Raw genomic sequence first — 24407 nt, forward strand, 5'->3', positions numbered from 1 at the left:
CACCGCGTCGCTCAGGGCGTGGTAGACACGGCATTCGGGACGGCGGCGTGCCCCGGCGCGGACGTCGTCCGCACGCTCGAGCCCTCGGAGGTCTTGACGACCTCGACGTGCGTGGGGATGCGGGCGCGCAGTTCGGTGACGTGGCTGACGACGCCGACGAGCCGTCCGCCCTCTCGCAGCGAGTCAAGCACTTCCATGACCTGCTCGAGCGTGTCCTGATCGAGGCTGCCGAACCCCTCGTCGACGAACAGCGTGTGCAGTTCCAGGCCGCCTGAGTCGGCGCGCACGGCATCGCCGAGGCCGAGTGCGAGGGCGAGGGAGGCCATGAACGCCTCGCCGCCTGAGAGCGTGGCGGTGTCGCGTGAGCGCCCCGTCCACGCGTCGACGACGAGCAGCCCGAGGCCGCTGCGCTGGTTGCCCTTGGCTCGTTCGTCGGTGTAGCGCAGCTGGTAGCGCCCGTCCGTCATCGTCGCCAGACGTTCGTTGGCCATCTGCGTGACCGTCTCGAGGTGCGCCGCGAGCACGTAGCTCGTCAGCCGCATGCGGCGGGTGTTCTCGCCGGTGCCGGTGAAGCTCGCAGCGAGTTCGGCCGTCTCCGCGGCGCGCTCGGCCATCGGCAGATAGGTGCGGACGGCGTCGGCCACCTGGTGGCGCACCGAGTCGAGCACGGCCTGAGTCTGCTGCCACTTGACGGCGACCGTCGTGGCCTCTTGGGCCCGGCGGGTCAGCACCTCGGCACGCTGGGTGAGCCGCGCCGGATCGGCGGCCGGGGTGAAGGCTGCGATGCGCACCTGCTCGTCCTCGAGGCTCGTCTGTGCCGCGGCGACCCGGCGGACGGCGTCGTTCCAGGTGGCGTCGAGGCGGGCGCGCTCGTCCTCGGGCAGGGCCAGTGCGCGCGCCTGTTCGATCGTGTCGTGTCCGGCGACGGCGAGTTCGTCCGCCACGGCCTGGGCGGCACTGCTGGCGGCCTGCTCCGCGTGCTGAGCGTCGCGCTGGGCGCGCTCGACGTCATCGATGAGGCGTCGACGCTCGGTGACGGCCGCCAGCGCCGCCGCGACGAGCGACGGCTCGAGCGGTGCGGGGGAGCCGGGCTGGTCTTTCGCCACCTCGGCGCGCGCGCCGAGCCCGTCGGCGACTGCCTCCATGCGTTGCGCCGGCATCAGCGACCCCGGCGGCGTCGAGCCCGCCGCCGGGCTCGACGGCTGCTGCGACTGGTACGAACCCGTCCCGGAGGCCGCGCTGCGCGGCGGCCAATCGACGCCGAGAGCGGCCAGGGTGGCCGACGGGACCGCCTGCAGCGCAGTGGTGAGGACGCCGAGCGCGTGCTCCGTGGCAGTTCGAGCCTCACCAACGGCGCTCTGCGCTCCCACGCAACGCTCCTCGGCCGCGCTCAGCGCGGAAAGTGCCTTCGTGTGGGCGGCTTCTGCGCTCGAGAGCGCCGCGCGTGCTTGGGTTGCTTCGGCAGACAGTGCAGCGGCCGTCGTCGTGAGGTCGGTGAGCGCGCGCGTGACGGCGTCGGCCAAAGCCTCGCCGGCCCGCGCGTCTTCGGCCGGTGCATCGTCGTTCCGCTCATCGTCGGCTTGGGCGCCACCGTCAAGCGAAGCATCGTGGTTCTGTACGTCGCCGGCCGGCGTGCCGTTGTCGCCCGGAACGTCGGCCGCCAGGACGACGTCCTTTCGTGCGTCGTCATCATCATCGGTGCTGAGCCACGTCCTCAGCGCGTCGGCATGGCCCAGACGGCGCGCGGTGGTCTCGACGTGGTCGAGGTGACGCAGCTGCGCCGGGTCATCGTGCGCGCGTGCCGTCGACAGATCGTCGGCGAGCGCCTCGACCGCGACGCGCAGTTCGTCGTGATGCGCGGTCACGGCCTCGTCGAGGTGCCTCAGGCGTTCACGGGCCGCGCTCGCGGAGGCGCCGGCGCGCAGCCGGGCCGCGTCGGCCTCGCCGGCCCGCTGCTCGGCCTGCTCGATCTGCTCCGCGCCGGGAGCGTCATCGGCGGGGCTCGCCGGGCTCGGATGCGTGGCTGAACCGCACACGGGGCACGGTTCGTCAGGTGCGAGAGCTGCACCCAGTTCCCCCGCGATGCCGGCCAGGCGCGCCTCGCGCAGCCGCAGCACTTCGCGCTCCGCCGCCGCGTGGGCGCGTACGGCTTCGGTCTCGCGTGCCTCAGCCTTCGCGAGGGCGTGGGCCAGCTCAGGGCGACGCGCCGCCTCACGGCTCAGTCGCGCCAGGGCAGCCCGCGCATCTGACGGGTCAGGCAGCGTCGCCACGAGCGTCGCGACCTGGTCATGCTGCTCGCCGGCGCGCGTCACGGCCCCTTCGGCCCGCGTGGTCGCCGCCTGGGCCTCGGCGAGCCGCGCCTCGGCGTCCTGCAGCTGCGCCACTGCACGAACCTCGCGCGTCTGCGCCGATGCCACATCGCGTGCGCTCGACTCGGCGTGACGCAGCGCGTCACTCACCGCCTCGAACCAGCCGTCGGTGAGCTCGGGGGAGGGCCAGCCACTCTCGGGCACGTGCACGCCCCGTTCGCGCAGCGCCGTCTCGGCCCGCGTGACGGCCTCCACCGCGCGTTCGGCATCCGCAGCCGCGGCGCCGGCGCGCGCGTGCAGCCTCAGCGCCCCGGCCACAGACGCCGCGTCGTCGAGGGTGCGGCGCACCGAAGCCAGCCGGTCGGCGGGCCATTCGGCGATGACATCCGCCGCCTCCTGGGCGCGTGCGCGCAGCAGGGTGCGGGCGGCTTCGTCGTCGGCGGCACGGCTCGCACGTCGCGCGCGCACCTCACTGGTGCGCGCCGCGTGCTCGAGAGCGTCGCGGCGTTCGGTGACCTCACGGACGACGGCGCGCAGACGCTCGGGTAGCTCCGGTACGTCCGCGCTGACGGCGTCGGCGCTCGGCGCATCGACGCTGACGTCGAACGGCGCCTCGAGGGGCTCGTCGAGGCGGGCGAGCGCGTCGTCGATGATCGTCAGGTGGCTGCGGATGCGTTCGAGTGACGCGTCGCGCCCGCGGGCACGCTGATTCTTCGCCTCCGTGAACCACGTCTCGACGGCGTCGAACCGGCTGACGTCGAAGAGGCGTTCGAGCAGGATGCGACGATCTTCCGGCTTGGCGCGCAGGAATTGAGCGAACTCGCCCTGTGGCAGCAGCACCACCTGCGCGAACTGCTCGAGTCGCATGCCCAGGGTGTCGCTCATCATGTCCGCGGCCTCGTCGATGCGCTGCGAGACGAGATGCCATGCGTTGTCGCGCCACTGGCTGAGAAGCACCGACGCCTGACGCGTCGTCGTGCCCGTGCCGCGGCGTTTGGGCGCCTCCCACTGGGGGGTGCGCTGCACCCGCCAGCGGGTGCGTCCGACGCTGAACTCGAGCTCGACGCGCGGCTCGGCGAACGGTTCGGCGTGGTGGCTGCGCAGGCTCTGACGCAGCGACTTGCGGGCGCCGGGCACGTCGCCGAACAGCGCGAACGCGATGGCGTCGAGCAGCGAGCTCTTGCCGGAGCCGGTGGGACCGTTGATGAGCAGGATGCCCTGATCGAGGGCGTCGAAGTCGATGTGCTCGCGCCCGGGGAAGGGCCCGAACGCCTCGAGGGTGAGCGAGTGCAATCTCATCGCAGGGCCTCCAGGTCGAACATCGAGCCGTCGTCGCGCATGGTCTCGGCGTCGTGGCGGTTCGCCGCGGCGACGGCGTGGCCGATGGCGGTGCGTTCAGTCGCGTTGGGACCGCGTCCCCCGCGCACGTGGGCGAGGAAGTCGCAGCACAGCTCGACGTCGTCGCGCCCGGCGAGGCGCTCGGCGTACGTGAGCGGCGCATCATCCTTGCGGGCCGATTCGAAGGAGAGCCGCAGGGTGTGCGGGAAGCGGGCTCGCAGCCGATCCATCGCCGCGGCCGGCCGAATCTCATCGGTCAGCGTCACCTGGCACCAAGCCGCCTCGGCATGGGCGAGTGCGGGCTCGGCGAGCAGGTCGTCGAGTTCGCCGACGAGCGTCGCGAGCGGGCGGTGCACGGGCGCCTGGATGAATTCCCCACGCGCGGCACCACGTGTGACGTCGATGAGCCACGTGCCCTTCGTGTGGCCTGCCTCGCTGAACGACATCGCGACGGGGCTGCCGCTGTAGCGCACGTGCTCTTCGAGCGTCTGCGGGCCGTGCAGGTGCCCGAGCGCGGCGTAGTCGAAGCCTGACACGACGGACGTGGGTACCTGGCCGAGGCCACCGACGCTGATGTCGCGCTCTGAGTCGCTCGTCGTCGCCCCGGCGAAGTACGCGTGCGCCATCGCGACGACGGGCGCGCCGTTGTCAGGCACCTGGGCTCGCGAGCGCGCGACCGCCTCGCTCAGCACCGCCCGATGCGTTCCCTCATCGAGGCCGAACACGCCCGCAGCTACCGACGGTTCGAGGTAGGGCAGCGCGACGACGTGACCGGCGATCTCGTCGCTGCCGCGCCGCGGCACCGCCACCGGCCGGGTGATGCCCTCATAGGCGGCGCGGATGTGCAGACCCGCATGCTCCATGATGCGCGAGCCGAAGTTGAGCCGGGACGCCGAGTCGTGGTTGCCGGAGGTGACGACGACGCGAGCGCCGGTGTCGAGCAACCGCCACAGGGCGTCGTCGAGCAGTTCGACGGTGCGCGGGTTGGGCAGCGCCCGGTCGTACACGTCTCCGGCGACGAGGACGGCGTCGACCTGCTCGTCGCGCGCGAGGTCGACGAGATGGTCGAAGTAGGCGGAGTGAGCCTCACCGAGGCCCTCGCCGTGGAACGAGCGGCCCAGGTGCCAGTCGGACGTGTGCAGGATGCGCATGCCTCACACGCTAGAGGTGAGCGCCGACAATCGCGGAATCCCGCGGAAGAAGCAGCCTGAATCGACGTCACACAGCTCGTGCGACCAGGGCACAGAACGCAGGTACGACCTCAGACCGACGGCAGGTGCGTCGTGTTCCACGAGGCGATGGTCGGGATTCCGTGGTGCGTGTCGAGGGCGCACACGGCGCCGGCGTCGAGCTGCAGCGACGCCGCGAAGCGCGGCTGCTGACGCAGGTACGCGGCGGCGAGGATGCGCAGCAGGTGCCCGTGGGCGACGAGGATGACGTCGCCCTGCTCCAGCAGCGGATGCACCCGTGCGAGCACGTGCGAGGCGCGCGCGGCGACGTCCTCGACCGTCTCACCCGGGGTCTCGCCAGGGATGACGCCGTCGGCGAAGATCTCCCAGTCGTACCCGACCTCCTCACGGATCTGCGGCGTCGACTTGCCCTCGTAGCCGCCGTAGTCCCACTCGCGCAGGTCGTCGTCGATCTCGAGGTTCTGCAGCCCGATGAGTTCGGCCGTGCGCCGCGCGCGCAGCAGCGGGGAGACGAACTCCGCGACGAAGTGGTGTCCGGCGAGCGCCTGCCCGGCCGCCCGCGCGACGGCCTCCCCGGCGGGCAGCAACGGCAGATCCGTGGTGCCGGTGTGGCGCCCGTCACGTGACCACTGCGTCTCGCCGTGGCGCACGAGCACGAGGCGTCCGGAGTCGGGGCGGGGGGCGTTGGGGCTGGCTGCGTCGGGCACGCCTGGCAGCCTAGTGGCACGATGGGCGTATGAGCGCCAACGACCCCCACCGCAGCGTCAGCATCTCCCGCACGAGCGCTGGACGCTTCGTCGCGACGAACGCGCGCGGCGGCACCCTCGAGTTCGGCTCGGGTGACGACACCGACTTCACACCCGTCGAGCTGTTGCTCACCGCGATCGCCGGGTGCAGCGCCATCGACGTCGACATCTTCACCACGCGCCGCAGCGAGCCGACGCAGTTCGACGTCGTCGCCGAGGGCGACAAGGTGCGCGACGAGCAGGGCAACCACATGGGCCCGATCGACGTGACGTTCACCGTCCGTTTTCCCGAGGGCGACGCCGGCGACGCCGCGCGCAAGGTCTACCCGGAGACGGTCGAGTTGTCCCACGAGAAGCTGTGCACCGTCAGCCGCACGGTCGTGCTGCCCACCGAGGTGAGGATGCACGTCGCCGACTGACGGCCGCGGTGGCGGCGGCGCCCTGACGCTGTCCCCGGACCCGCTGCCCGGACGCGTTCTTGCCGCGCGTCGTCCCACGAATCGGACCCTGCGTATCGGGTGGGTGCGAATCCCCATCCGACCTCGTCGCCCGTGCCATAGTGTGCGGGCTGCTGTCGAGAGCCAGGGAGATGCGTCGGTGGACAAGATCACGCTCACCCATGACGTCCCGGTGCCGCCGGCGGCCGCGTTCTACCTGTTCGTCGGCGAGATCGGCCAGTGGTGGCCGCCGCTGCAGACGCCTGACCCCGCGCGTCATGCGGGCGTCGTCATCGAGGCCCGTCCGGGCGGGACCGTCAGCTTCCGAATCGGCGGCGAGGATCGCGCGTGGGGCGAGGTCGTCAGCGTCGACCTGCGCTCGTCGATCGTCTTCGACTGCTGGCGCCGCGGCGAGCATCGTCATCCGAGCCGCGTCAGCGTCCGGTTCAGCGACAGCGAATGGGGCACCCGCGTCACCTTCGAGCACGACGGTTGGGACGACGACAACGCAGGCGCGCGCGCCCGGTACGGCGACTGGCCGCTCATCCTCGCCGAGTTCGTCGCCCACACCCGCCGTCACGCGCGGGGGATCAGGGTGGCGGCGCGTGATCCGCGCGGCGTAGCCTGAGGCATGGCGCTCTTCCTCGACATCCACCCCCAGAACCCGCAGCCGCGCACCGTTCGTCAGGTCGTCGACGCTCTGCGTGACGGCGCGCTCATCGCCTACCCGACGTCGTCAGGTTTCGCTCTCGGTTGCGCGCTCGGCAACGCCGAGGGCAAGGAGCGCATGGTGCGCATCCGGCACCTCGACGCCAAGCACGACTTCACGCTCGTGTGCGAGGACTTCGCACAACTCGGTCAGCTCGTACAGCTCAACAACGCCGCGTTTCGGGCGATCAAGGCCTCGACGCCGGGGCCGTACACGTTCATCCTGCCGGCGACGGCGGAGGTGCCGCGCAAGCTCGTGCACCCGAAGAAGAAGACGGTCGGGGTGCGCCTCGACGACCATCCGATCGCGCGTGCCATCGTCGCGGAGTTGGGCGAGCCGCTGCTGTCGACGTCGCTCATTCTGCCCGACCAGGACGAGCCGTTCACCTACGGCTGGGCCGTCAAGGACGCACTCGACCACGAGGTCGACATCGTCATCGATGCCGATGAGGTCGAGCCGCGCCCGACGAGCGTCATCGACTACACGGACGCGGCGCCGACCGTGGTGCGCGTCGGTGCCGGCGACGTCGCGCGCTTCGAGGGCTGACGCCGCGTAGCCGCGCGAAGGCGCCTGGAACAAGGGTCGGAGAAGGCGCGGCGATGCACCCCCGCGGACGGTGCCTGCCGCCTAGACTCGACGTCATGATCATCGTGACGACGAACGACGTGACCGGTCACCGCATCGAGGCGACGATGGGTGAGTGCTTCGGCCTGACGGTGCGCTCGCGCCACATCGGCTCCAACATCGGCGCCGGGCTCAAGGCCATGGCCGGTGGTGAGCTCAAGGGCATCACCGAACTGCTCGTCGAGTGCCGCCGTGAAGCGTTGTCCCGCCTGGCCGCCGAGGCGCAGGCGCGCGGCGCGAACGCCGTCGTGGCATTCCGCTTCGAGACGAACGAGTTCGCACAGACCGGCATCGAGGTGTGCGCCTACGGCACGGCCGTCTATATCGCACCTGACGGCCAGCAGGGCGGGCAGCAGGCGCACCAGGGTCAGCAGGGCGGGGCGCAGCAGTGGAATGCGCCGGCGTCGCAGAGCATGGGCCAGCAGTTCGCGGGCGGCTCGGGCGAGCCCTCGCAGCAGTGGCAGGGCAACGCTGACGCACAGCGGTGACGACGCTCGTCGTCGCCGCGGCGGCCAGCGAGACGCGCTATCTTCCCGCTGACGTTGACATGGTCCTGACCGGCCTGGGCAAGACCGCGGCGGCAATCGCAACGACGCGGGCACTCGCGGAGCGTACGCCGCAGGAACGGGCGGGGCTGCAGGTCGTCAACCTCGGCTCATGTGGAGCCCTGCGCCCCGGCATGCGCGGCGTCTTCGAGCCGGGCGTCGTGCTCAACCACGACATCAGTGCCGACGCGATCCGCGCCCTCGGCCACGACGTGCGCGAGCGCCTCGGCGTCGGGGCAGGCGACCCAGAGCTCGTCCTGGCCACGGGTGACCTGTTCGTCAGCGACGCACAGGTGCGGGATGCTCTTGCCGAGCGCGCGTCGCTCGTCGACATGGAGGGCTACGCCGTCGTCGCGGCCTGCCAGGCGTTCGACGTGCCCGTGCGCGTCGTCAAGCACGTCTCGGACGACGCCGACGCCTCCGCGTTCGACTGGGCGATGCTCGTCGACACCTCGGCGCGCGACCTCGCGGCCTGGTTCACCGCCAACGTCTCGTCCACCTGACGCGCCGCTGGGCGAACGCACGCGCCGCGGGATGTGGCAGCGCTGGCTCCGCGGCTCGCGAGCGGCATCAGCATACGGTCGGCCGTCGCGTCGCAAGCCGTCAGGAGCGGGGCAACGCCACGGTCAGACGCTGTGCCATGGACCGTGAGATCCGCGACTGAGCGCACGCCTCCAAGGCTTCACACGCCCAACAGCCGGGCCGACGCGCCGAGGGCCCGCGAGACGGGCTCGGCGTAGCCCGCGCCGAACAGATGCAGGTGGACGAGCCAGCCGAACAGCTGATGCAACGGCAGCTGCTCGCGCCAGTCGTCGGGCAGGTGGGCGGCCTCGGCGTAGGAATCGAGAATCGCCTCGAGCCCGGGGGCGCCGAACATCGTCAGCATCGCGAGGTCCGCGAGCGGGTGGTGCCCGCACGCCGCGGGGTCGATGACGACGGCGCCGCCGCGCGTCCACAGGACGTTGCCGCTCCACAGGTCGCCGTGTACGCGGGCGGGCCGCACGAACTCACCCGAGGCGCCCCAGGTGTCGACGGCCCCCGATTCGACGGCGCCGCAGACGCGCTGCGCGAGGTCAGCGTCGCGTCCCGCCAGCCGCGTGCGTTCCAGCACCGGTCGCAGCCGGGCCTGCGTGTAGAACGCCCCGAACGTCGCCGATTCGACATGGGGGAGCGTGAGCGGCTGATCGAGCGGACCGAAGAAGTACGTCGACGCGCCGGGCGGCAGCGCACCGAACGTGGGGGCACCCGCCGCATGCGTCGCCGCCAGAGCAGCACCGAACCGGGCCGCGGCCGCGTCGACGCCGTCGCTCGGGCGAGCCTCGTCTAGGCGCTCCAACGTCACCGACGTGGCGTCCTGGTCGAGCACCTCGACGACGTCGACGCCCCCATCGGCGCTCGCTGCGGCGAGCCACCGCAACCCCGCAGCCTCCGTGGCGAAGAAGCCGGACGGCGCGCCGGCTCGCTGCTTCACGTACGTGTTCTCGCGTCCGTTCATGCGATGAGAGTACGCTCGCGAGGTGCCGCAGATGACCACGCGCCGCCCCGTCCACCGCATCAACGCCGGGGGCATGAGCCGTCGCCCCGACGACCTCGTCGTCGAGGCGCCCCTCGAACTGCACCTCGACGACACGACCCTGGCTGTCCTCATGCGCACGCCCGGGCACGACACCGAACTCGCCGCCGGGTGGCTGCTCGTCGAGTCGGGAACGAGCGCGCCGGAGCACATCCGTCAGCTGCGCGGATGCTGGAAGAACGAGACCGACGCCATCGAGATCACCCTCGCCGCCGGCGTCGAACCACCGCGTCCGCGCTCGTTCGTCACCGGCGCGGCATGCGGCGTGTGCAGCGCCGACCAGCTGACGCTCGGACCCGCCATCGCCACGTGCGAAAAGGTGTTGAGCGCCGACGTCGCTCGCGAACTGCCCGACGCTCTGCGCCGCGGCCAGCGTGCCTTCGAACGCACCGGGGGGCTGCACGCGGCAGCCCTCGCGACGTACGACGGGGTGCTGGGGCCGGTGCGTGAGGATGTCGGGCGTCACAACGCCGTCGACAAGGTGCTCGGTCGCGCCCTCATGGAGGGTGAGCTGCCCGCGACGGATCGGCTGCTAGTCGTGTCCGGCCGGGTGTCTTTCGAGATCGTCCAGAAGGCCGTCGCGGCGGGCGTCAGCGGCATCGTCGCGGTATCGGCGCCGAGCTCGATGGCCGTCGATCTGTGCGAGGAATACGGACTCGTGCTCGTCGGCATGATGCGCCGCGACCACTTCAACATCTACGCCGGCGCCGACCGCGTCAGCGCCTGACGGACGAGCCCTCGACGGCGCCGCGTCCTCTCGCGATCAGCTCAGCGGGACGTCAGCCGCTTCAATCGTCTTTGGCTCACGACGATGCCAAGTACGACGAGCACGGCGCCGATCGGTTCGCTCCACGTCATGTGCTCCCCGAGGAAGATGACACCGAAGACGACGCCGACGACGGGCGTGAGGTAGGTGACGCTCGACGCGTTCGTCGCGCCCCAGGCACTCACGACATTCGTGTTCCACACGAACGCCATGCCCGTGCCAGGTGCGCCCAACGAGCATGCTCAGCACGACGCGCCAGCTGAGGTGCACCTCGCCGCGGCCCACGAACGGCGTGAGCACGAGCGCGCTGAGCGAGACCTGGAAGCACGCGACGGCGAGCGCCGGCAGCCCACGCGGAGCGATCTGCTTGCGCAGGTAGGTGAAGCCGAGGCCGTAGCACGCGGTCGCGGCGAGGCATGCGAGCTGACCCGTCGCGCTCGAACCGCCGAGTGAGTGCCACGGCGACAGGATGGTGAGCACGCCGACGAAGCCGAGGACGAGGCCGATGGCGCGATCACGCGTCAGCCGTTCCTCCGGCAGCGCCGCGACGGCGACGATCATCGTCATGAGCGGCGCCGTCACGTCTTAGATGCTCGCCAGGATGGAGGAGGCGTGCTGCTCGGCCCACGCGAAGAGTAGAAACGGCACGACTCACAACAGCATCGTGACGACGAGCAGGTGGCCTCGCACCGCACGATCCCGCGGGAGCGGTTGGCGCCGCACCGCACAGATCGCGAGCAGCGCGAGCGCGCCGCTCGCCATGCGGGCGAGCACCTGCACAACGGACAGCCACCTCGAGGCCGACCTTCGTGACCAGGAAGCTCGAACCCACATGAGCGCCAGCAACACGAACTGCGCCCCGACCGGCATGCGATTCACGGCGGGACTCCTGCGTCCTGACGCCAGGGTCCGGCGTCAGTTCGCGAGCGCCTCGAGCAGGTCGAAGCGGGTGAGGACGCCGATGGGGCGGCCGCCGTCGACGACGAGGACGGCGCCCTCGTCATGCAGCGCCTCGCGCGCCGCCGACACCGGTTCGCCGCGGCCGATGAGCGGCAGGCCCTCGCCGAGGTGGTCGGCGATGGCGTCGCTGAGCTGCGCGTCCCCGGCGAACAACAGGTCCATGAGCGTGCGCTCGCTGACGGCGCCGCGCACCTCGCCGAGCATGACGGGCGGCTCGGCGGCGACGACGGGGAGCTGGCTGACGCCGTACTCGCGCATGATGTCGATCGCGTCGCGGATCGTCTCCTGCGGGTGGGTGTGGACGAGGTCGGGCAGGTCGCCGGACTTGGCCTGCAGCACGTCGCCGACGGTGCGCTCGCCCTCGCCGGTGATGAAGCCGTAGGAGTTCATCCACGCGTCGTCGAAGATCTTCGACATGTAGCCGCGCCCGGAGTCGGGCAGCAGAACGACGACGACGGCGTCCTCGGGCAGGTCCTTCGCCACGCGTAGCGCGGCGACGACGGCCATGCCGCTCGAACCGCCGACGAGCAGGCCCTCCTTCTCGGCGAGCTGACGCGTCATGGCGAACGCCTCGGCGTCGTTGACGGCGATGACGTCGTCCGGCACCGACGGGTCGTAGGCGCCGGGCCACATGTCCTCACCGACGCCCTCGACGAGGTAGGGACGCCCGGTGCCGCCCGAGTAGATCGAGCCCTCCGGGTCGGCGCCGATGATGCGCACGGGCCCACCGTCGGCCTCGGGGCGCTCGGCGCTGACCTCCTTGAGGTAGCGGCCGGTGCCCGAGATGGTGCCGCCCGTGCCGGCGCCCGCGACGAAGTGCGTGACGCGCCCGTCGGTGTCGCGCCAGATCTCCGGGCCGGTCGTCTCGTAGTGCGACTGCGGGCCGTGCTGGTTGAAGAACTGGTTCGGCTTCCACGCCCCGGGTGTCTCCTGCGTGATGCGGTCGGAGACCGAGTAGTACGAGTCGGGGTGGTCGGGCGCGACGGACGTCGGCGTGACGACGACCTGGGCGCCGTAGGCGCGCAGCACGTCCATCTTGTCCTTGGCGACCTTGTCGGGGCAGACGAAGATGCAGCGGTAACCCTTGCGCTGCGCGACGAGCGCGAGACCGACGCCGGTGTTGCCCGAGGTCGGCTCGACGATGGTGCCGCCGGGCTTCAGCTCGCCGGAGGCCTCGGCCGCCTCGATCATCTTGAGGGCGATGCGGTCCTTGACCGAGCCGCCGGGGTTGAAGTACTCGACCTTCGCGAGGACGGTCGCGCGCACGCCCGCCTCACGCGCGACGGTGCCCAGCTTGACCAGAGGGGTGTTTCCGACCAGATCGACGACGCTCTCCGCATAGTTCATGGCTGGATCATTTCATGCCGTGCCGGTAGGGGCGTGGCGAGAATTCTCCGAAGCTCAACGCCACCTGGACATGACCTGTCGTTCTACTGTGTGACTTGCGGTGTGACAACGCCGTGTCGACGCGGGTGCGCCCGCCTCATCACCAGGAGATCCCCATGGCCGTTCGCACCCGCATCCCGTTGGTCGCGCTCAGCGCCGTCGTCGGCGCAGCCACCCTCGCCTCGGCTCCCGCATCGAGCGCCGCGACGCGGTTCGCCACGTACGACGCGATCGTCGCGCTCGACAACTGCTCGGGTTCGCTCGTGCGCTTCCCCGGCGCTGCCGACACCGACAAGGCCCTCGTCCTGACGAACGGGCACTGCATCGGCACGATGCCGGAGCCGTCGACGTTCGTCTACGACAAGGCCGAGACACGTTCGGCGACCGTGCTCGGCGGCAGCGACGCGCACACCGTGACGAAGCTGACACTCGATCGCCTCCAGTACGCGACGATGACGGGCACCGATGTCGCCGTGTACCGCAGCACGTCGACGTACGCGCAGCTCGCGGCGAAGAACGTCACCGCTCGCCCGCTCGCGGCCACGCACCCGAGCGACGAGGCGAGCATCGACATTCCGTCGGGCTACTGGAAGCAGCACTACGGCTGCGCGATCAACGGTTTCGTGTACCGGTTGAAGGAGGGCGGCTACACGATGAACGACTCGATCCGCTACTCGACGTGCCAGACGCCGCACGGCAGCTCCGGCTCGCCGATCGTCGATGCGACGAGCGGCACCGTCATCGGCATCAACAACACCGGCAACGACGACGGCAAGCGCTGCACACTCGACAATCCGTGCGAGGTCGACGCGGCGGGCAACGTCAGCGTCCACCAGGGCCAGAGCTACGGTCAGCAGACGTACCCGCTCACCGCGTGCTTCACCGCCGGGCGCATCGACCTCGGGCTCAAGGGCTGCACCCTGTTCGGCGCGACGCCCGCGCAGCCGCCGACCGACCCGACGCCGACTCCTACACCGGACACGAATCTTCTCGTCAACGGTGACTTCGAATCCGGCACCCGCGGCTGGGGCGGCACGACGGGCGCCATCACGACCGATGTGACGTACGCCGCGCACGGCGGCGCGGCGAAGGCGTGGCTGGGCGGCAACGGCCGACGCGTCAGCGAATCGCTCAGCCAGAGCGTCACGATCCCCGCGAACGCGAAGACCCCGACGCTGACGTACTGGAGCCGTGTCGTGACGGCCGAGACCGGCTCGCGCGCCTACGACACGTTCAGTCTTGACGTCGTCGACGGCACCTCGACGAAGCGTGTGGCGTCAGCCTCGAACCTCGATGCGAGCAGCGACTACGTGCGTCACACCGTCGATCTGTCGGCGTACAAGGGCCGCAGCGTCACGCTGCGTTTCAGTGAGAGCGAGGACGCCGACCTCGCGACGAGCTTCCTCGTCGACGACGTCAGCGTGACGGCGGGCTGACGCGCTCAGGAGCTCTGACGCATTCAGGCGGCGGCGCAGGCGTTCCAGGCGGCGAGGGTGGTGTCGTCGTCGGGGACGCCTGCGGCGCGCGCCGCGTCGGCGATGCCGCGCCACGTCGTCTCGTCGACAGGCAGACCGTCGCGGGTGCGGGTGGCGCGCGTGGCGCGTTCGACCTCGCCGGGCAGCAGCGGCCCATGCTCGGCGCCGGCGGGCGCGGGGGAGGCCTTGACCCATTCGAGGAAAGCATCGGCCGCGCCGGAGTCGAGTGAGCCGAGTGCGTTCGGGTCGATGAGGATGCTCGTCATCGAGTTGTAGATCGAGGTCGCATCGTGCGCCGTCTCCTCACGCGTCGTCAGCCCGCCTGTGAGGGCGCCGCCGAGCAGTTCGCACATGATGGCCAGGCCCCCGCCCTTGTGCAGACCCATGGCACGCAGCGCGCCGTGCGGTTCGTCGAACAGCACCGACGGGTCGTTCGTCGGGCGCCCCTCGTGGTCGATGAGGCTGCCCTCGGGTGCCTCGACGCCCTTGTTGTGCGCGACACGCGCCTTGCCGTACGCGATGGCGCTCGTCGCGAAGTCGAGCAGGATGGTCGGTTCACCGACACGCGGGAAGGCGACGCAGAACGGGTTCGTGCTGAAACGGGCGTCGCTGCCACCGAACGGCGCGACCATGAGGCTGCCGCCGACGTTGACGAGGTGGATGCTGATGAGCCCCGCCGCCGCGCACTGCTCGGCCCAGTGACCGATGCGGCCGACGTGGTGGGAGTTGCGCAGGCCCACGAGCGCGAGACCGTACTCGCGGGCCCGTTCGATGCCGACCGCCATCGCGTCGAACGCCATCGCCTGACCGAAGCCGTGCACGCCGTCGACGACGAGGACGGCGCCCGCGTCCGTCACCGTCTCCAGTTCGGCGTTGACGACGAGCCCACCCGCGGCGGCCGAGCCGACGTACGTCGGGATCATGCCGACACCGTGCGAGTCGTGCCCCGCGAGGTTGGCGGCGACGAGGTGGTCGGCGACGAGGCGCGCTTCGCGTTCGTTGCTGCCGAGCGCGTCACAGACGGTGCGGACGAGGTCGTGCGCCACGGCGGGCGGGACGATGCGTGTGGTCACGGCGGCAGGATTGGACGTCATGTCTCCAGCGTAGGCGTCCGCGAATCGGGCCCGGGCGGCGCCCGCGCCGATCCGGTGCCGACGAACGACGCACGTCTCAGGCCGCGCTCGACCACAACCGCACGGGTGTGATGCCGCCGGGTGTGCGCACGAGCACGGGCCACGCGAGGTGCTCGCCGAGCTCACGGGTCAGGGCGTCGGCCCAGCCCTCCTCGAACGGTGACGCGCCGGTCGTGCCCGATCGTTCGAGGCACAGTGCCGCGCCGCTGGGGACGCGATCATCGTCGACGAGGTGACGCACGAGCTCGCCGAGGCTGTCGATCGAGCGGGCATCCGGGGTGAGGCTGAGGCCCTCGATCTGCGTGAGGGCCGGCAGCGGGCGGGCGCTCGGGTCGAGGAACATCAGCCACAGGTTGCGCCCGCGCAGCGGGGCGGTCTCGAGCAGCGTCGTCCACGTCGCGACGAGCTCGGTGAGGTCGGTGATGGGTTCGTGCGCAGCAGTCATGGCTCCACCCTGACGCCTGGCTTCGCGGCGCCGCGTTCGTCATCCACAGCCGTCACACCTGGGGATGAGCCGACTGCGACTGCACGAGACTCACAGCCGCGTGTCGACATGACGACGGGGTGACGTCCGCCTGAGCGGACGACACCCCGTCGTCGTGGGCGAGCCGGGTCAGCTACGACGCGTGACCTCGGCGTTCTCCCGCTCCACCTTCGCGGCGTGCTCGGCACGCAGCTGCTCGTGCGCCGGGCGACGACGCACGATGAGGAAGTACGCGGCGAGCAGGATGACGAACCACAGCGGCGTCCACAGCAACGCCTGACGGGTGTCGTCCTTGATCCACAGCGTCCACAGCACGAAGACGAAGAACGCCATCGTCGCGTAGCACATGACGACGCCACCGGGCATCTTGAAGGTGCTCGCCTCGTGCAGGTGCGGGCGGCGACGGCGGTAGACGACGTAGCTGATGAGGATGATCGTCCACACGAACATGAAGCAGATCGCGGAGACCGTCGTGATCTTGTCGAACGCGTCGGCGACGCTGCCGCTCGCGCCGAGCAGCGGCAGGCCGATGAGCAGCAGCAACCCGCACGACAAGGCGAGGGAAGCCACCGGCACGCGGTTGCGTGACAGGCGCGAGAACACACGCGGCGCGTCGTTCTCCTCGGCGAGGCCGTAGACCATGCGTGAGGTCGAGTAGATGCCCGAGTTCGCGGACGAGGCGGCCGACGTCATGACGACGAAGTTGACGACACCGGCTGCCGCGGCGAGCCCGGCGAGGGCGAACATCTTGACGAACGGCGACTCGCCGGCCTTGAACTCCGTCCACGGACGCACCGACATGAGGATGACGAGCGCGCCGACGTAGAACAACAGCATGCGGATCGGCACCGAGTTGACGGCGCGCGGCAGGTTCTTCTCCGGGTCCTTCGTCTCAGCAGCGGCGGTGCCGACGAGCTCGACGCCGACGAACGCGAACACGGCGATCTGGAAGCCCGCGGCGAAGCCCATGAACCCCATGGGGAAGATGCCGCCGTGCGACCACAGGTTCGAGAACGACGACTTCTGCCCGCCGTGCGAGCTGCCTGTGAAGATCATGTAGAGGCCGACGACGATGAGCGTGATGATCGCGAGGACCTTGATGAGCGCGAACCAGAACTCGAGCTCGCCGAACGCCTTGACGCTCGGCAGGTTGAGCAGGAACAGCAGCGCGACGAGCCCGACGGCGGGGATCCACGACGAGGTGTCGGGCCACCAGTACTGGATGTACTTGGCGATGGCGGTCGTGTCGGCGATCGCCGTCGCGATCCAGCAGAACCAGTACGTCCAGCCGACGAAGTAGGAGGCCCACGGGCCGAGGATGTCGCCCGCGAAGTCGGCGAACGACTTGTAGTTGAGGTTGCTCAGCAGCAACTCACCCATGGCGCGCAGCACGAAGTACAGGAAGAACCCGATGATCGCGTACACGAGGATGACGGACGGGCCGGCGACGCTGATCGTCTTGCCCGAGCCCATGAACAGGCCCGTGCCGATCGTTCCGCCGATGGCGATGAGCTGGAGGTGGCGGTTGGAGAGCCCCCGGGAGAGGTGCTCGCCGGCCGGTTCCTCATGAACCGGCGCTGCGGGTGTCGACATGCGCTGCCTTCCTGATCGTGGTCACGCGTCCAGGGGAGCTTATGAGCAAGATGTTTCATCGGTGTGACGTGACACACGCCTTTCGCATCAAGGTTGCATAACGCTGCGTTGGGGTGGATGCCGTCGTCGATCCGTGACGGTAGCGCTCATGGCAGCACCGACGGCGGCGCCGTCATGGAATGGCCGGCGGGCCCGCGTGGTTGCACCGAGCATGGAACCTATCTACACCGCAGAAGCACTCGCCACCGGCGCCGGCCGCAACGGCCACGTCCACTCCAGCGACGGTCGCGTCGACCTCGACCTCGCCGTCCCGCAGGCCATGGGCGGTTCGGGTGACGGCGCGAACCCCGAGCAGCTCTTCGCCGCCGGATACGCCGCGTGCTTCCACTCGGCACTGCAGATGGTGGCCCGCGGCGCGGGCGCCGACCTGGGGGAGTCGAGCGTCGGCGCGCGCGTCTCCATCGGCAAGGCCGGTGAGGGCTTCGGCCTCGCCGTCGAACTCGAGGTCGTCATCCCCGACCTGCCGCATGACGAGGCGCAGGCGCTCGCCGACAAGGCGCACCAGGTGTGCCCCTACTCCAACGCGACGCGCGGCAACATCGACGTCACCGTCACCGTCAGCGAGGACTGAGGCGTCGCGACCGAGAGCGGTTCGCGCGGGTGCCGCGCTGACTGAAACCGGCTGCGCGACGGCGCGTCGCCGCGGCAGCGTGACTGACATGACGAGCGGGTCCCCACCTCGAGGTGGGGACCCGCTCGTCATGCGTCGTGACGCTCGAAACCGTCAGTGCTGCGCGACGGGCGACGCGCCGCGCACGCCGGAGGAGTGCGGATCGTCCTCCATCGAGGAGTAGTCGAACGGGTCGCGCCCGCCGAGCACGTCACCGAGGCGCTCGCGGTCGATGGTCTTCGTCCACGTGCCGATCAGGACGGTCGCGACCGAGTTGCCCGCGAAGTTCGTCAGTGCGCGGGCCTCTGACATGAAGCGGTCGATGCCGACGATGAGGCCGACGCCGTCGACGAGCTCGGGCTTGTGGCTGCTGAGGCCGCCGGCGAGGGTGGCGAGACCGGCGCCGGTGACGCCGGCCGCACCCTTGGAGGCGACGATCATGAAGACGAGCAGGCCGATCTGTTCCCCGATCGACATGGGCATGTTCATCGCGTCTGCCAGGGTCAAGTTAGGTGCATCGTGTACTCACACCTCGGTTTGTGCTCTGTCCCTCACCTGTGGTAGTGTGGGCTTGCTAACCAGATTTTTGATAAATCAAAAGTGTAATAAGACGACGAACGCCGCCGTAGCTGAGAATCCGTGAGGACTACGGCGGCGTTCGCGTTGTTGACTCGGTGGACATGCCTTGGGAGCGTTCCGAGCCAAGATTTAGTTAGGCAACCCTTACCCGGAATCGGTTGAGGGCTGTCTGTTCTGCCAGTGTGAACCCTTCGAACCGGGCAGGCGTAGCGACGACTGAACCGGCCTCGATGCGGTAGGCGTGGGCAGGGTTGGCGACCGAGCGAGCACACGCGCCGATGATGACGGCTCGCACGCTTGGGTCACACAGGGCTAGCGCGCCGAACTCATCGAACCCTCGTCCACGGGTGTAGGCGCGGGCTAGTTCGGTGACGTGTTCTAGGTGAGCCGTCACGAGTGCGACGTTACGGGCAGAGTTAGACCAACCGAGGTGGGCCAGCACGTCAGCCGATGTGGGTAGTTCACTCGTGTACTTCATGGCTGCCTCAGCGCGTGATCTTGTCGAGCACGACGACGGCTTCAGGATTGAGCGCAGCAACGTCATAGCGCGAGACAACACGGATGGCCTGCTCGTCGTAGTCGGCGTAACGCTCTTTAAGAATCGTGACGCTTGGAGCCAAGTCCTGAGCAACGACGACCTGTGAGAAGTCCACGAGTGCAGCGCGGCCAGTTGGCTTGTCGCCGCCCGTGTCGGGCACGCGGCTCGTGACGACAACGGGTGAGCCGAAGAGACGGAACACACCATCCTGCGTTACGTCGGGCGTCATAACGTAGTTGCCGCCAGCATCCTTGATCTTGCGTAGGCCGACGAAATCGCTTGGTGTCATAACCCACTTGAGCGAGGACATATTAACGTTGGCACCTAGCGCCTTGCCCCAGGCGTCGAGTAGCACGTCATAGGATAGTGCCCCGCCGACAGAGACAGACTGAGTGCCTGGGAGGTTGAACAGACCGCGCGGCGTCGTGACACCATCGCCCCCTGCCGAAAAGAACTGAGTATCGAGTTTCGCTGCAACGTCGCCCACCATGCGCGCCTTGATCGCTGCATCTAGGCTAATGACAGACTGACGGGCCAACTCGTTAGAATAGCGCGTGATGACCTTGACAGACTTCATGGTCGATGGCATGAGGTGAATTTCATCGAACTCGGCGTTTACCTCTGGGATCAACTCAGACTCGCCCGTCCATCCGAGGTCGCTACCGTCGTACTTGGTCGCCTTGGGCAGACGCACAGGGCCAGCCGTGTTAATGACGGTTGGGCCACACGAGAGAAACTGTGATTTTTCCATGAGTGGCTGAAGTAGAATCTTTTGCACCTGTTCCTGTGTAAGTTCGGGAACAGTGTTAGTCTTAACAGACATAATAAATACCTCCGATGAGATTAAGTGAAATAACATCGGAGGTATCTAACGCACCGATAAAAGATTAGTTGAGCACCCGGCTCAGTAAATATTATCGGCAGGAAATTGCTATACACTTCTATCGGTAAGCGGAAGCGTGGCTATATGATTACTAAGCCGCGCGTGAATATCGTGGATTTCGCGGTTCATTTCCGGCAGGCTAACGCGCTGATCGAGAAGATACACATTCATGGTATTCGGATCGAGGCGTCTTAGCTCTAGGGATTCAAGGCCCCTGTTGAGAGGATCATCTTGCTCCAACGAGAGATCTTTCCAGGCCTGAACAAATTCCCAGCTTTGCTCGTCGAGCCGCTCATCGAAATGCTCGAAATTATCGCGAAGCTTGCGAGATTTGAGTGCCCAGCTGCCTGAAATTCCTAGTTCGGAACGGACCAGCTTCCGCACTCGGCGATCACGCCCCTCCCACAAGGTGCGGGATATGTTGGCACAAGACGAGAGAAAACCGTGGATGCTGGCCCATGTTGCGACCTTATTTCGCGTATAAGCTAGACGAGCGGCGTTCAGTTCAGTCACCAGCCCGTTTTCGGGCAGCGTAACGAAATATAAATAGTCAGAGGAATCTATATACGCAGGAGAACAGTTTTCCAAATTGGCATAATGATAAGCCGCAAATTGGCATTGTGTCTCAAGGTCGAAGAGGTGAGCAAGAACCTTGCTCAATTCGTCCTGATTGCTAGCTTCTGCTAATCCCATAGCGTCATACTACGCACCCGCGCGCAGCATGTCTGCCAGATCAACATTCCCCCCTTCCTCACCCTGGTAGCCCTGTCCTATGTTCCCGGCCACGACTGCCGTGTGTGGGTAGTCATGGGCGTACTGGGTTGCCGCTTCACGGATGGCGTCGAGGTTGGCCGCGCCATCCTCGCCTAGCCAGTCATCGCGCCATCCTAGGGCGTCTGGTCGGCTCAGAATGCCACTAGCGGCGTGCTGGACGGCTAGCGCGCGGTAGGCGCTCACAGAGGCGTCTAGGGCGTCCTGTGCCTCTTTGGCCTTGACTCGGTGTTCTGCTGCCTCTGCCCGTAGTTTCTCAACGTAATCACGGTCGAACGTATCTGGCTCGGTAGTTTCGTTTTCTACTGCTTCGATTTCTTCACTCATTTTGGATTCTCCTTTATGGGTTGTGCCTCACATTTACAATGGTTGTGATGTGAAGGGCTTTTGCTTACTGGATAGGTCTTGCCGTCATCGTCGCGGCACTTATCGCAGGCGTCGGCACTAGCAACAAACCTGTACCGCTCGACATGATGAATCGTCATCGCCTTGGTGGTTGCCTCATGGCGGCTATCGTCCTCGATGACCTCGACTAGATTACTGAGGGCGTCCGGTTCGCCGGGTGTGACACTGGCGAGCGAGTCGAGAACGGTTGTCAGTGATGCCTCATATAGAGGTGAGGCGTCAGGTAACCACAGCCCGAACGGTGGTGCATCGAGTTGTCGGCATAGGTCGGCCTCTGCTCGCGTCGCTGCCCGTGTTCGCATCGCGGCTAGTAGGGCTGTGGTGATGGCGAGGAACGCCGCTTGGTCGATGACGCCCATCGTGACGGCTAGGGCCAGTGCTTGTGTCTTGCGTGCTAAGGGCGTCATTCGGCCACCATCTGCGCTAGTGCCGCCTCACGGGCTGCGTCACGTTCGATGGCTGCGATTTCGTCAGGACTCTTGCCCAGATCGGCTAGGGCTGCTCGACGGCTCAACAGATTCGACGCAAACAATTTTACGGCGCTATCTGCAACTTGGGCGACGGAACGTGAGGCAGGGTCACCCCAAATGGGTTGCACTGCAATCGTTTTCGGGTCTTTGCCGTCGCGGATGGCGACCATGAGGCGTGCTACCTCTGACCATGAGCGGCCAAACAGTCGTTGTCGCTGCTCAGCCTTGGCTGTTAGTGATGCCTCAGCGGCTCGGATCGCATCGGCAGACATGGCCGCGTCCGCATGTAGCCCGAGCATCTGGGGCGGTAGACCGCTCAGTGCTCCAATCTGGCGCACGAGTAGTTCGGCGGCGTTGCGGTAGGCGCTCAGGTCGCTTGGTGCGAACTGCCCAAACTTAGCCTCGGGACTCTCACTCTGGGCTGTGGTCGTGCGTCCCTCCCACGGGTCATAGGCGTTGCCGTCGTCGTCCACCTCAACTTCGATGCCGGTAGCCCATCGGCGCGGCTGTGCGCTGCTCTCACTCGTCACCAACATGTCTACGAGGATTTTGGTCAGTGCATCGTTCAGGTCTGCGATGCCAGCCATCTCAGAGACGCCGTAGGGCTGTGTGAGGCGACCTGAGTTGACGAAGGGCACGATGGGCACCTGACCGAGAGGGTTGGGCACACTACCCGTACTCGTCCAACCCGTCGATGGGATCGCCCCGATACTCCATGCGTGCGGGGTAGTGGTGTCCTGCGGCACATATGAGTCTGAGACGAACGCTGTGATCTTGTCGCGCTTGTACAGGACGGCATACGCCTTACCGTCAGCTGCCCAACGCTTGAGGGCTGAATCTACCTGGCGCGTAACCGGATTGGTGGTCACGACGACTTGGGCGGGATGCTCAGGCAGTGCTACCGGCAAACCGTTATCTGCCCATACAGAGACGTAGGACGAACCGAGCGCGAGGGCGTCTAGGTGAACCTGCCCGGCTCCCGCGTCCATCGTGCGTTGGAACGTCTCCCACAGGTCTAGGTCGGCCTTGCCATCGACGGTGAAGCCTTGCAGGCGTAGCCGCTCGGAGAGAGCATCGACGGCCAAGCCCGCGAAGTTGATTGACAGACTTTGCAGTCGGTCGCCTAGTTTCTTGCGCGTGGCAGGGGGGATGAAGGCGAGCGGCACGTTACCCGAGTAGCGAGCCTCCCACGTCCTCACGTCACCCTCTCGGGTGTCAAGTAGTGTGTTTAGTCTTTGTAAATCCTCTTGCTGTGTCATCCAACACTCCTATAGACTTTCGCGCGCTTTGGTTTCTTACTGGCTAGCCAGGTCGCGCGCGAGTGCGCCATGATTCCGGCTACGAGTAGATCAATCTTCTTTTCGCTGTGTTTCGTGACCTTTTTGACTTGTGTACCGAACCCATCGTCTTTGGCTCGCGCATTGGTGACGTGCTCAGCAAAATCAGGGTTATCATCATGGGTAATATCGCCATCGACAAGAGCGTCATATAACGATTTTGTCGCCGCGATCATCCGGTTAGGTGACTGTGCAAACTCCACCATTGGCAGACCGCGCCCGGCCAGCACTGAAATACTGCGTTGCCAACGTGACGGGTCACACGCCACCTCTTGCACGGCCCACCGTCGGCAGGCTGCCTCGATGGCTGCCTCGACACGTTCGACGGGTACGCGCCAGTCAGGGTTATTGGCGGGTGGCTTCCACAGGTCGATGGTGAACAGGTGCGGCGTGCGCTCGATGGTGGCTCCCACGAGACAGGTGCAGTCACCTTTCCAACTGCCGTCGAACCCAATGACGATGGGCGTTCCATCGGGCACGGTGCGGTCTGGGTCACAAGTCGCGTCCCACACAGCGCGTGTCGTCCACTGAGCATCACTTTCTAGCACCCACTGCCCGAGACGGGCACGACGGAACACGTTTTCAGAGGTCTTGGGCGGTAGTAGTGCTCGTAAGGCGTCAATGTGCAGGAAGTCACCCAAGGCAGGTGAGGCGATGGCCCAAGCGGCTTCGTCGTCCACGTCGCACCCGTCCGGCGCTGCGTACTCGATCCATCGGGTAGAGGTGTCGTCAGGGTTGGCTAGGTACGCCTCACGTAGCGACCACATCACGCTATCTGTCCCCATCGGTGATGGTGTGCCGATACAGGCAAGGGTTGACTGCTCTCGTTTCCCTTGGGAGTGGCTCAGCACCTCGAACGTGTCACGGCTGGCTACGCCGAACTCATCTAGCACACAAAAACTAAAATCCAGACCTTCAAGACTCTTCGGGTCGGCAGGGTAGACCCGTAGTTCTGAGCCGGATGCAGGATGAATAAGTTTATCCTGATAAACTTTGATGCGCTTTTCGAGTTGTGGGTTTAGTTCCACGAATCTTACGCAAGTTTTAAAGACGATTTCGGCCTGTCTTTGATCCACAGCGGCACAGACGACGCTAGCACCCATCTCACCCCGGCCAATGAAGCTGTACAACGCGATAGCCGCTAATAATGTGCTCTTGCCGCTACCTCTTGGAAGGCTGATACCGGCGAGGCGTGGCATCTGCTCGGCAAACACTGTTCCAACAATGTCGCGTTGCCACTGACGTAGCCTCAGAGGCTTACCCGCACCACTACCCTTGGGTACGATACAATATTTTTCGATCCATGCACACGCTCTGTCAGGCTCGCAGGCAGGCAGGCCGCGAGTAGACAGAGGTGCGTTACTGACTGCCTTGCGTGGGCCACCACTACGACCACTTGCCATGTCCTCACCTGCTCACTATGCATGTATATTCATTGACTGCGCCTCTGCGACGCTCTAACTAACTGCCTCCCGCCCAAAAGACG

24 protein-coding genes and 1 pseudogene are annotated in these 24407 nt (G+C 67.3%); 8 read left to right on the forward strand and 17 right to left on the reverse strand.

The genetic code is table 11. The annotated features are described in order from the left end of the window. Positions 1 to 11: 11 nt before the first annotated feature. The 3 genes from EDC82_RS06700 to EDC82_RS06710 form a co-directional block, all read right to left on the reverse strand. On the reverse strand, positions 12 to 3608 hold the full coding sequence (locus EDC82_RS06700) for an AAA family ATPase (RefSeq protein ID WP_131940960.1): 3597 nt from the start codon (positions 3606 to 3608) through the stop codon (positions 12 to 14). Then, a complete protein-coding gene (locus EDC82_RS06705; protein WP_131940962.1) occupies positions 3605 to 4798 on the reverse strand; it encodes an exonuclease SbcCD subunit D in 1194 nt (397 codons plus the stop codon). Before EDC82_RS06705 ends, EDC82_RS06700 begins: the two co-directional genes overlap by 4 nt. A 110-nt stretch (positions 4799 to 4908) precedes the next feature. Next, the gene (locus tag EDC82_RS06710; RefSeq protein ID WP_115296254.1) at positions 4909 to 5544 is read right to left on the reverse strand and encodes a histidine phosphatase family protein; all 636 of its coding nucleotides are present in this window, start codon (positions 5542 to 5544) and stop codon (positions 4909 to 4911) included. A gap of 29 nt (positions 5545 to 5573) precedes the next feature. Here EDC82_RS06710 and EDC82_RS06715 point away from each other — a divergent pair, with 29 nt between their 5' ends. The 5 genes from EDC82_RS06715 (at position 5574) to EDC82_RS06735 (ending at position 8401) form a co-directional block, all read left to right on the forward strand. Then, positions 5574 to 6002 carry an OsmC family protein gene (locus tag EDC82_RS06715; RefSeq protein WP_131940964.1) on the forward strand — a complete coding sequence of 143 codons (429 nt, stop codon included), beginning with the start codon at positions 5574 to 5576 and terminating at the stop codon, positions 6000 to 6002. A gap of 178 nt (positions 6003 to 6180) precedes the next feature. Next, positions 6181 to 6648: an SRPBCC domain-containing protein gene (locus EDC82_RS06720; protein WP_160126199.1), complete on the forward strand. Its 468-nt coding sequence runs from the start codon at positions 6181 to 6183 to the stop codon at positions 6646 to 6648. A 3-nt stretch (positions 6649 to 6651) separates the two neighbouring features. Continuing rightward, a complete protein-coding gene (locus tag EDC82_RS06725) occupies positions 6652 to 7275 on the forward strand; it encodes an L-threonylcarbamoyladenylate synthase (protein WP_074039237.1) in 624 nt (207 codons plus the stop codon). A gap of 95 nt (positions 7276 to 7370) precedes the next feature. Beyond that, positions 7371 to 7841, forward strand: coding sequence for a YbjQ family protein (locus EDC82_RS06730; RefSeq protein ID WP_006944389.1), 471 nt, complete (start codon positions 7371 to 7373; stop codon positions 7839 to 7841). Next, the gene (locus EDC82_RS06735; protein WP_131940968.1) at positions 7838 to 8401 is read left to right on the forward strand and encodes a nucleosidase; all 564 of its coding nucleotides are present in this window, start codon (positions 7838 to 7840) and stop codon (positions 8399 to 8401) included. The genes EDC82_RS06730 and EDC82_RS06735 overlap by 4 nt, the downstream gene beginning before the upstream one ends. 179 nt (positions 8402 to 8580) lie before the next feature. Here EDC82_RS06735 and EDC82_RS06740 read toward each other — a convergent pair whose 3' ends face one another. After that, positions 8581 to 9393, reverse strand: a complete 813-nt coding sequence (locus EDC82_RS06740) for a fructosamine kinase family protein (protein ID WP_131940970.1) — start codon at positions 9391 to 9393, stop codon at positions 8581 to 8583. A 31-nt stretch (positions 9394 to 9424) separates the two neighbouring features. Between EDC82_RS06740 and fdhD the strand changes: the two genes are divergently transcribed. Further along, positions 9425 to 10198 (forward strand): formate dehydrogenase accessory sulfurtransferase FdhD, encoded by a 774-nt coding sequence (gene fdhD / locus EDC82_RS06745; RefSeq protein ID WP_131942016.1) that lies wholly within the window; start codon positions 9425 to 9427, stop codon positions 10196 to 10198. Positions 10199 to 10239: 41 nt separating this feature from the next. Here the strand turns inward: fdhD and EDC82_RS15265 are convergent, their stop codons facing one another. From EDC82_RS15265 to EDC82_RS06755, 3 genes are all read right to left on the reverse strand, one after another. Continuing rightward, positions 10240 to 10449, reverse strand: a complete 210-nt coding sequence (locus EDC82_RS15265; protein ID WP_370448847.1) for an EamA family transporter — start codon at positions 10447 to 10449, stop codon at positions 10240 to 10242. A 439-nt stretch (positions 10450 to 10888) separates the two neighbouring features. Next, a complete protein-coding gene (locus EDC82_RS15125; RefSeq protein ID WP_006944370.1) occupies positions 10889 to 11017 on the reverse strand; it encodes a hypothetical protein in 129 nt (42 codons plus the stop codon). A gap of 135 nt (positions 11018 to 11152) precedes the next feature. Then, positions 11153 to 12544, reverse strand: a complete 1392-nt coding sequence (locus EDC82_RS06755) for a cystathionine beta-synthase (protein ID WP_074039241.1) — start codon at positions 12542 to 12544, stop codon at positions 11153 to 11155. A gap of 155 nt (positions 12545 to 12699) precedes the next feature. On the opposite strand from EDC82_RS06755, the gene EDC82_RS06760 reads away from it, so the two are divergent. After that, positions 12700 to 14019, forward strand: coding sequence for a serine protease (locus EDC82_RS06760; protein WP_131940972.1), 1320 nt, complete (start codon positions 12700 to 12702; stop codon positions 14017 to 14019). A gap of 23 nt (positions 14020 to 14042) precedes the next feature. On the opposite strand, the gene EDC82_RS06765 is transcribed toward EDC82_RS06760, so the two are convergent. The 3 genes from EDC82_RS06765 to EDC82_RS06775 form a co-directional block, all read right to left on the reverse strand. Next, on the reverse strand, positions 14043 to 15152 hold the full coding sequence (locus tag EDC82_RS06765) for a malate/lactate/ureidoglycolate dehydrogenase (protein WP_131940974.1): 1110 nt from the start codon (positions 15150 to 15152) through the stop codon (positions 14043 to 14045). Positions 15153 to 15228: 76 nt separating this feature from the next. Then, the gene (locus EDC82_RS06770) at positions 15229 to 15636 is read right to left on the reverse strand and encodes a hypothetical protein (protein ID WP_038568045.1); all 408 of its coding nucleotides are present in this window, start codon (positions 15634 to 15636) and stop codon (positions 15229 to 15231) included. 168 nt (positions 15637 to 15804) lie between these two features. Beyond that, positions 15805 to 17268, reverse strand: coding sequence for an amino acid permease (locus tag EDC82_RS06775; RefSeq protein WP_131940976.1), 1464 nt, complete (start codon positions 17266 to 17268; stop codon positions 15805 to 15807). A gap of 211 nt (positions 17269 to 17479) precedes the next feature. Here EDC82_RS06775 and EDC82_RS06780 point away from each other — a divergent pair, with 211 nt between their 5' ends. After that, a complete protein-coding gene (locus EDC82_RS06780; RefSeq protein ID WP_040014430.1) occupies positions 17480 to 17899 on the forward strand; it encodes an organic hydroperoxide resistance protein in 420 nt (139 codons plus the stop codon). A gap of 153 nt (positions 17900 to 18052) precedes the next feature. Here EDC82_RS06780 and EDC82_RS06785 read toward each other — a convergent pair. The 7 genes and pseudogenes from EDC82_RS06785 to EDC82_RS06815 all read right to left on the reverse strand — a co-directional run. Further along, positions 18053 to 18448: pseudogene (locus EDC82_RS06785) on the reverse strand (cation:dicarboxylate symporter family transporter); the annotation flags it as partial. 554 nt (positions 18449 to 19002) lie between these two features. Next, a complete protein-coding gene (locus EDC82_RS06790) occupies positions 19003 to 19914 on the reverse strand; it encodes a phage major capsid protein (RefSeq protein ID WP_235006150.1) in 912 nt (303 codons plus the stop codon). A 72-nt stretch (positions 19915 to 19986) separates the two neighbouring features. Continuing rightward, a complete protein-coding gene (locus EDC82_RS06795) occupies positions 19987 to 20631 on the reverse strand; it encodes a hypothetical protein (RefSeq protein WP_131940978.1) in 645 nt (214 codons plus the stop codon). A gap of 9 nt (positions 20632 to 20640) precedes the next feature. Continuing rightward, positions 20641 to 21036 carry a hypothetical protein gene (locus tag EDC82_RS06800; protein WP_131940980.1) on the reverse strand — a complete coding sequence of 132 codons (396 nt, stop codon included), beginning with the start codon at positions 21034 to 21036 and terminating at the stop codon, positions 20641 to 20643. After that, complete coding sequence (locus tag EDC82_RS06805; protein ID WP_131940982.1) at positions 21033 to 21521, reverse strand: hypothetical protein; 489 nt, start codon at positions 21519 to 21521, stop codon at positions 21033 to 21035. The genes EDC82_RS06800 and EDC82_RS06805 overlap by 4 nt, the downstream gene beginning before the upstream one ends. Continuing rightward, complete coding sequence (locus EDC82_RS06810) at positions 21518 to 22843, reverse strand: phage portal protein (protein ID WP_131940984.1); 1326 nt, start codon at positions 22841 to 22843, stop codon at positions 21518 to 21520. The genes EDC82_RS06805 and EDC82_RS06810 overlap by 4 nt, the downstream gene beginning before the upstream one ends. Continuing rightward, positions 22840 to 24324 carry a terminase TerL endonuclease subunit gene (locus EDC82_RS06815; RefSeq protein ID WP_131940986.1) on the reverse strand — a complete coding sequence of 495 codons (1485 nt, stop codon included), beginning with the start codon at positions 24322 to 24324 and terminating at the stop codon, positions 22840 to 22842. The genes EDC82_RS06810 and EDC82_RS06815 overlap by 4 nt, the downstream gene beginning before the upstream one ends. Positions 24325 to 24407 lie beyond the last annotated feature (83 nt).

This window comes from Dermacoccus sp. SAI-028 (assembly GCF_004346775.1).
In the GTDB taxonomy this organism is placed as follows: Bacteria; Actinomycetota; Actinomycetes; order Actinomycetales; family Dermatophilaceae; genus Dermacoccus; species Dermacoccus nishinomiyaensis.

Coding starts and splice junctions, on each gene's coding strand:
- EDC82_RS06700 (WP_131940960.1), bottom strand. CDS start 3,608: ATGAGATTGCACTCGCTCACCCTCGAGGCGTTCGGGCCCTTCCCCGGG.
- EDC82_RS06705 (WP_131940962.1), bottom strand. CDS start 4,798: ATGCGCATCCTGCACACGTCCGACTGGCACCTGGGCCGCTCGTTCCAC.
- EDC82_RS06715 (WP_131940964.1), top strand. CDS start 5,574: ATGAGCGCCAACGACCCCCACCGCAGCGTCAGCATCTCCCGCACGAGC.
- EDC82_RS06725 (WP_074039237.1), top strand. CDS start 6,652: ATGGCGCTCTTCCTCGACATCCACCCCCAGAACCCGCAGCCGCGCACC.
- EDC82_RS06730 (WP_006944389.1), top strand. CDS start 7,371: ATGATCATCGTGACGACGAACGACGTGACCGGTCACCGCATCGAGGCG.
- EDC82_RS06740 (WP_131940970.1), bottom strand. CDS start 9,393: ATGAACGGACGCGAGAACACGTACGTGAAGCAGCGAGCCGGCGCGCCG.
- fdhD (WP_131942016.1), top strand. CDS start 9,425: ATGACCACGCGCCGCCCCGTCCACCGCATCAACGCCGGGGGCATGAGC.
- EDC82_RS15265 (WP_370448847.1), bottom strand. CDS start 10,449: ATGGCGTTCGTGTGGAACACGAATGTCGTGAGTGCCTGGGGCGCGACG.
- EDC82_RS06755 (WP_074039241.1), bottom strand. CDS start 12,544: ATGAACTATGCGGAGAGCGTCGTCGATCTGGTCGGAAACACCCCTCTG.
- EDC82_RS06760 (WP_131940972.1), top strand. CDS start 12,700: ATGGCCGTTCGCACCCGCATCCCGTTGGTCGCGCTCAGCGCCGTCGTC.
- EDC82_RS06765 (WP_131940974.1), bottom strand. CDS start 15,152: ATGACGTCCAATCCTGCCGCCGTGACCACACGCATCGTCCCGCCCGCC.
- EDC82_RS06770 (WP_038568045.1), bottom strand. CDS start 15,636: ATGACTGCTGCGCACGAACCCATCACCGACCTCACCGAGCTCGTCGCG.
- EDC82_RS06775 (WP_131940976.1), bottom strand. CDS start 17,268: ATGTCGACACCCGCAGCGCCGGTTCATGAGGAACCGGCCGGCGAGCAC.
- EDC82_RS06780 (WP_040014430.1), top strand. CDS start 17,480: ATGGAACCTATCTACACCGCAGAAGCACTCGCCACCGGCGCCGGCCGC.
- EDC82_RS06790 (WP_235006150.1), bottom strand. CDS start 19,914: ATGTTATTTCACTTAATCTCATCGGAGGTATTTATTATGTCTGTTAAG.
- EDC82_RS06795 (WP_131940978.1), bottom strand. CDS start 20,631: ATGGGATTAGCAGAAGCTAGCAATCAGGACGAATTGAGCAAGGTTCTT.
- EDC82_RS06800 (WP_131940980.1), bottom strand. CDS start 21,036: ATGAGTGAAGAAATCGAAGCAGTAGAAAACGAAACTACCGAGCCAGAT.
- EDC82_RS06805 (WP_131940982.1), bottom strand. CDS start 21,521: ATGACGCCCTTAGCACGCAAGACACAAGCACTGGCCCTAGCCGTCACG.
- EDC82_RS06810 (WP_131940984.1), bottom strand. CDS start 22,843: ATGACACAGCAAGAGGATTTACAAAGACTAAACACACTACTTGACACC.
- EDC82_RS06815 (WP_131940986.1), bottom strand. CDS start 24,324: ATGGCAAGTGGTCGTAGTGGTGGCCCACGCAAGGCAGTCAGTAACGCA.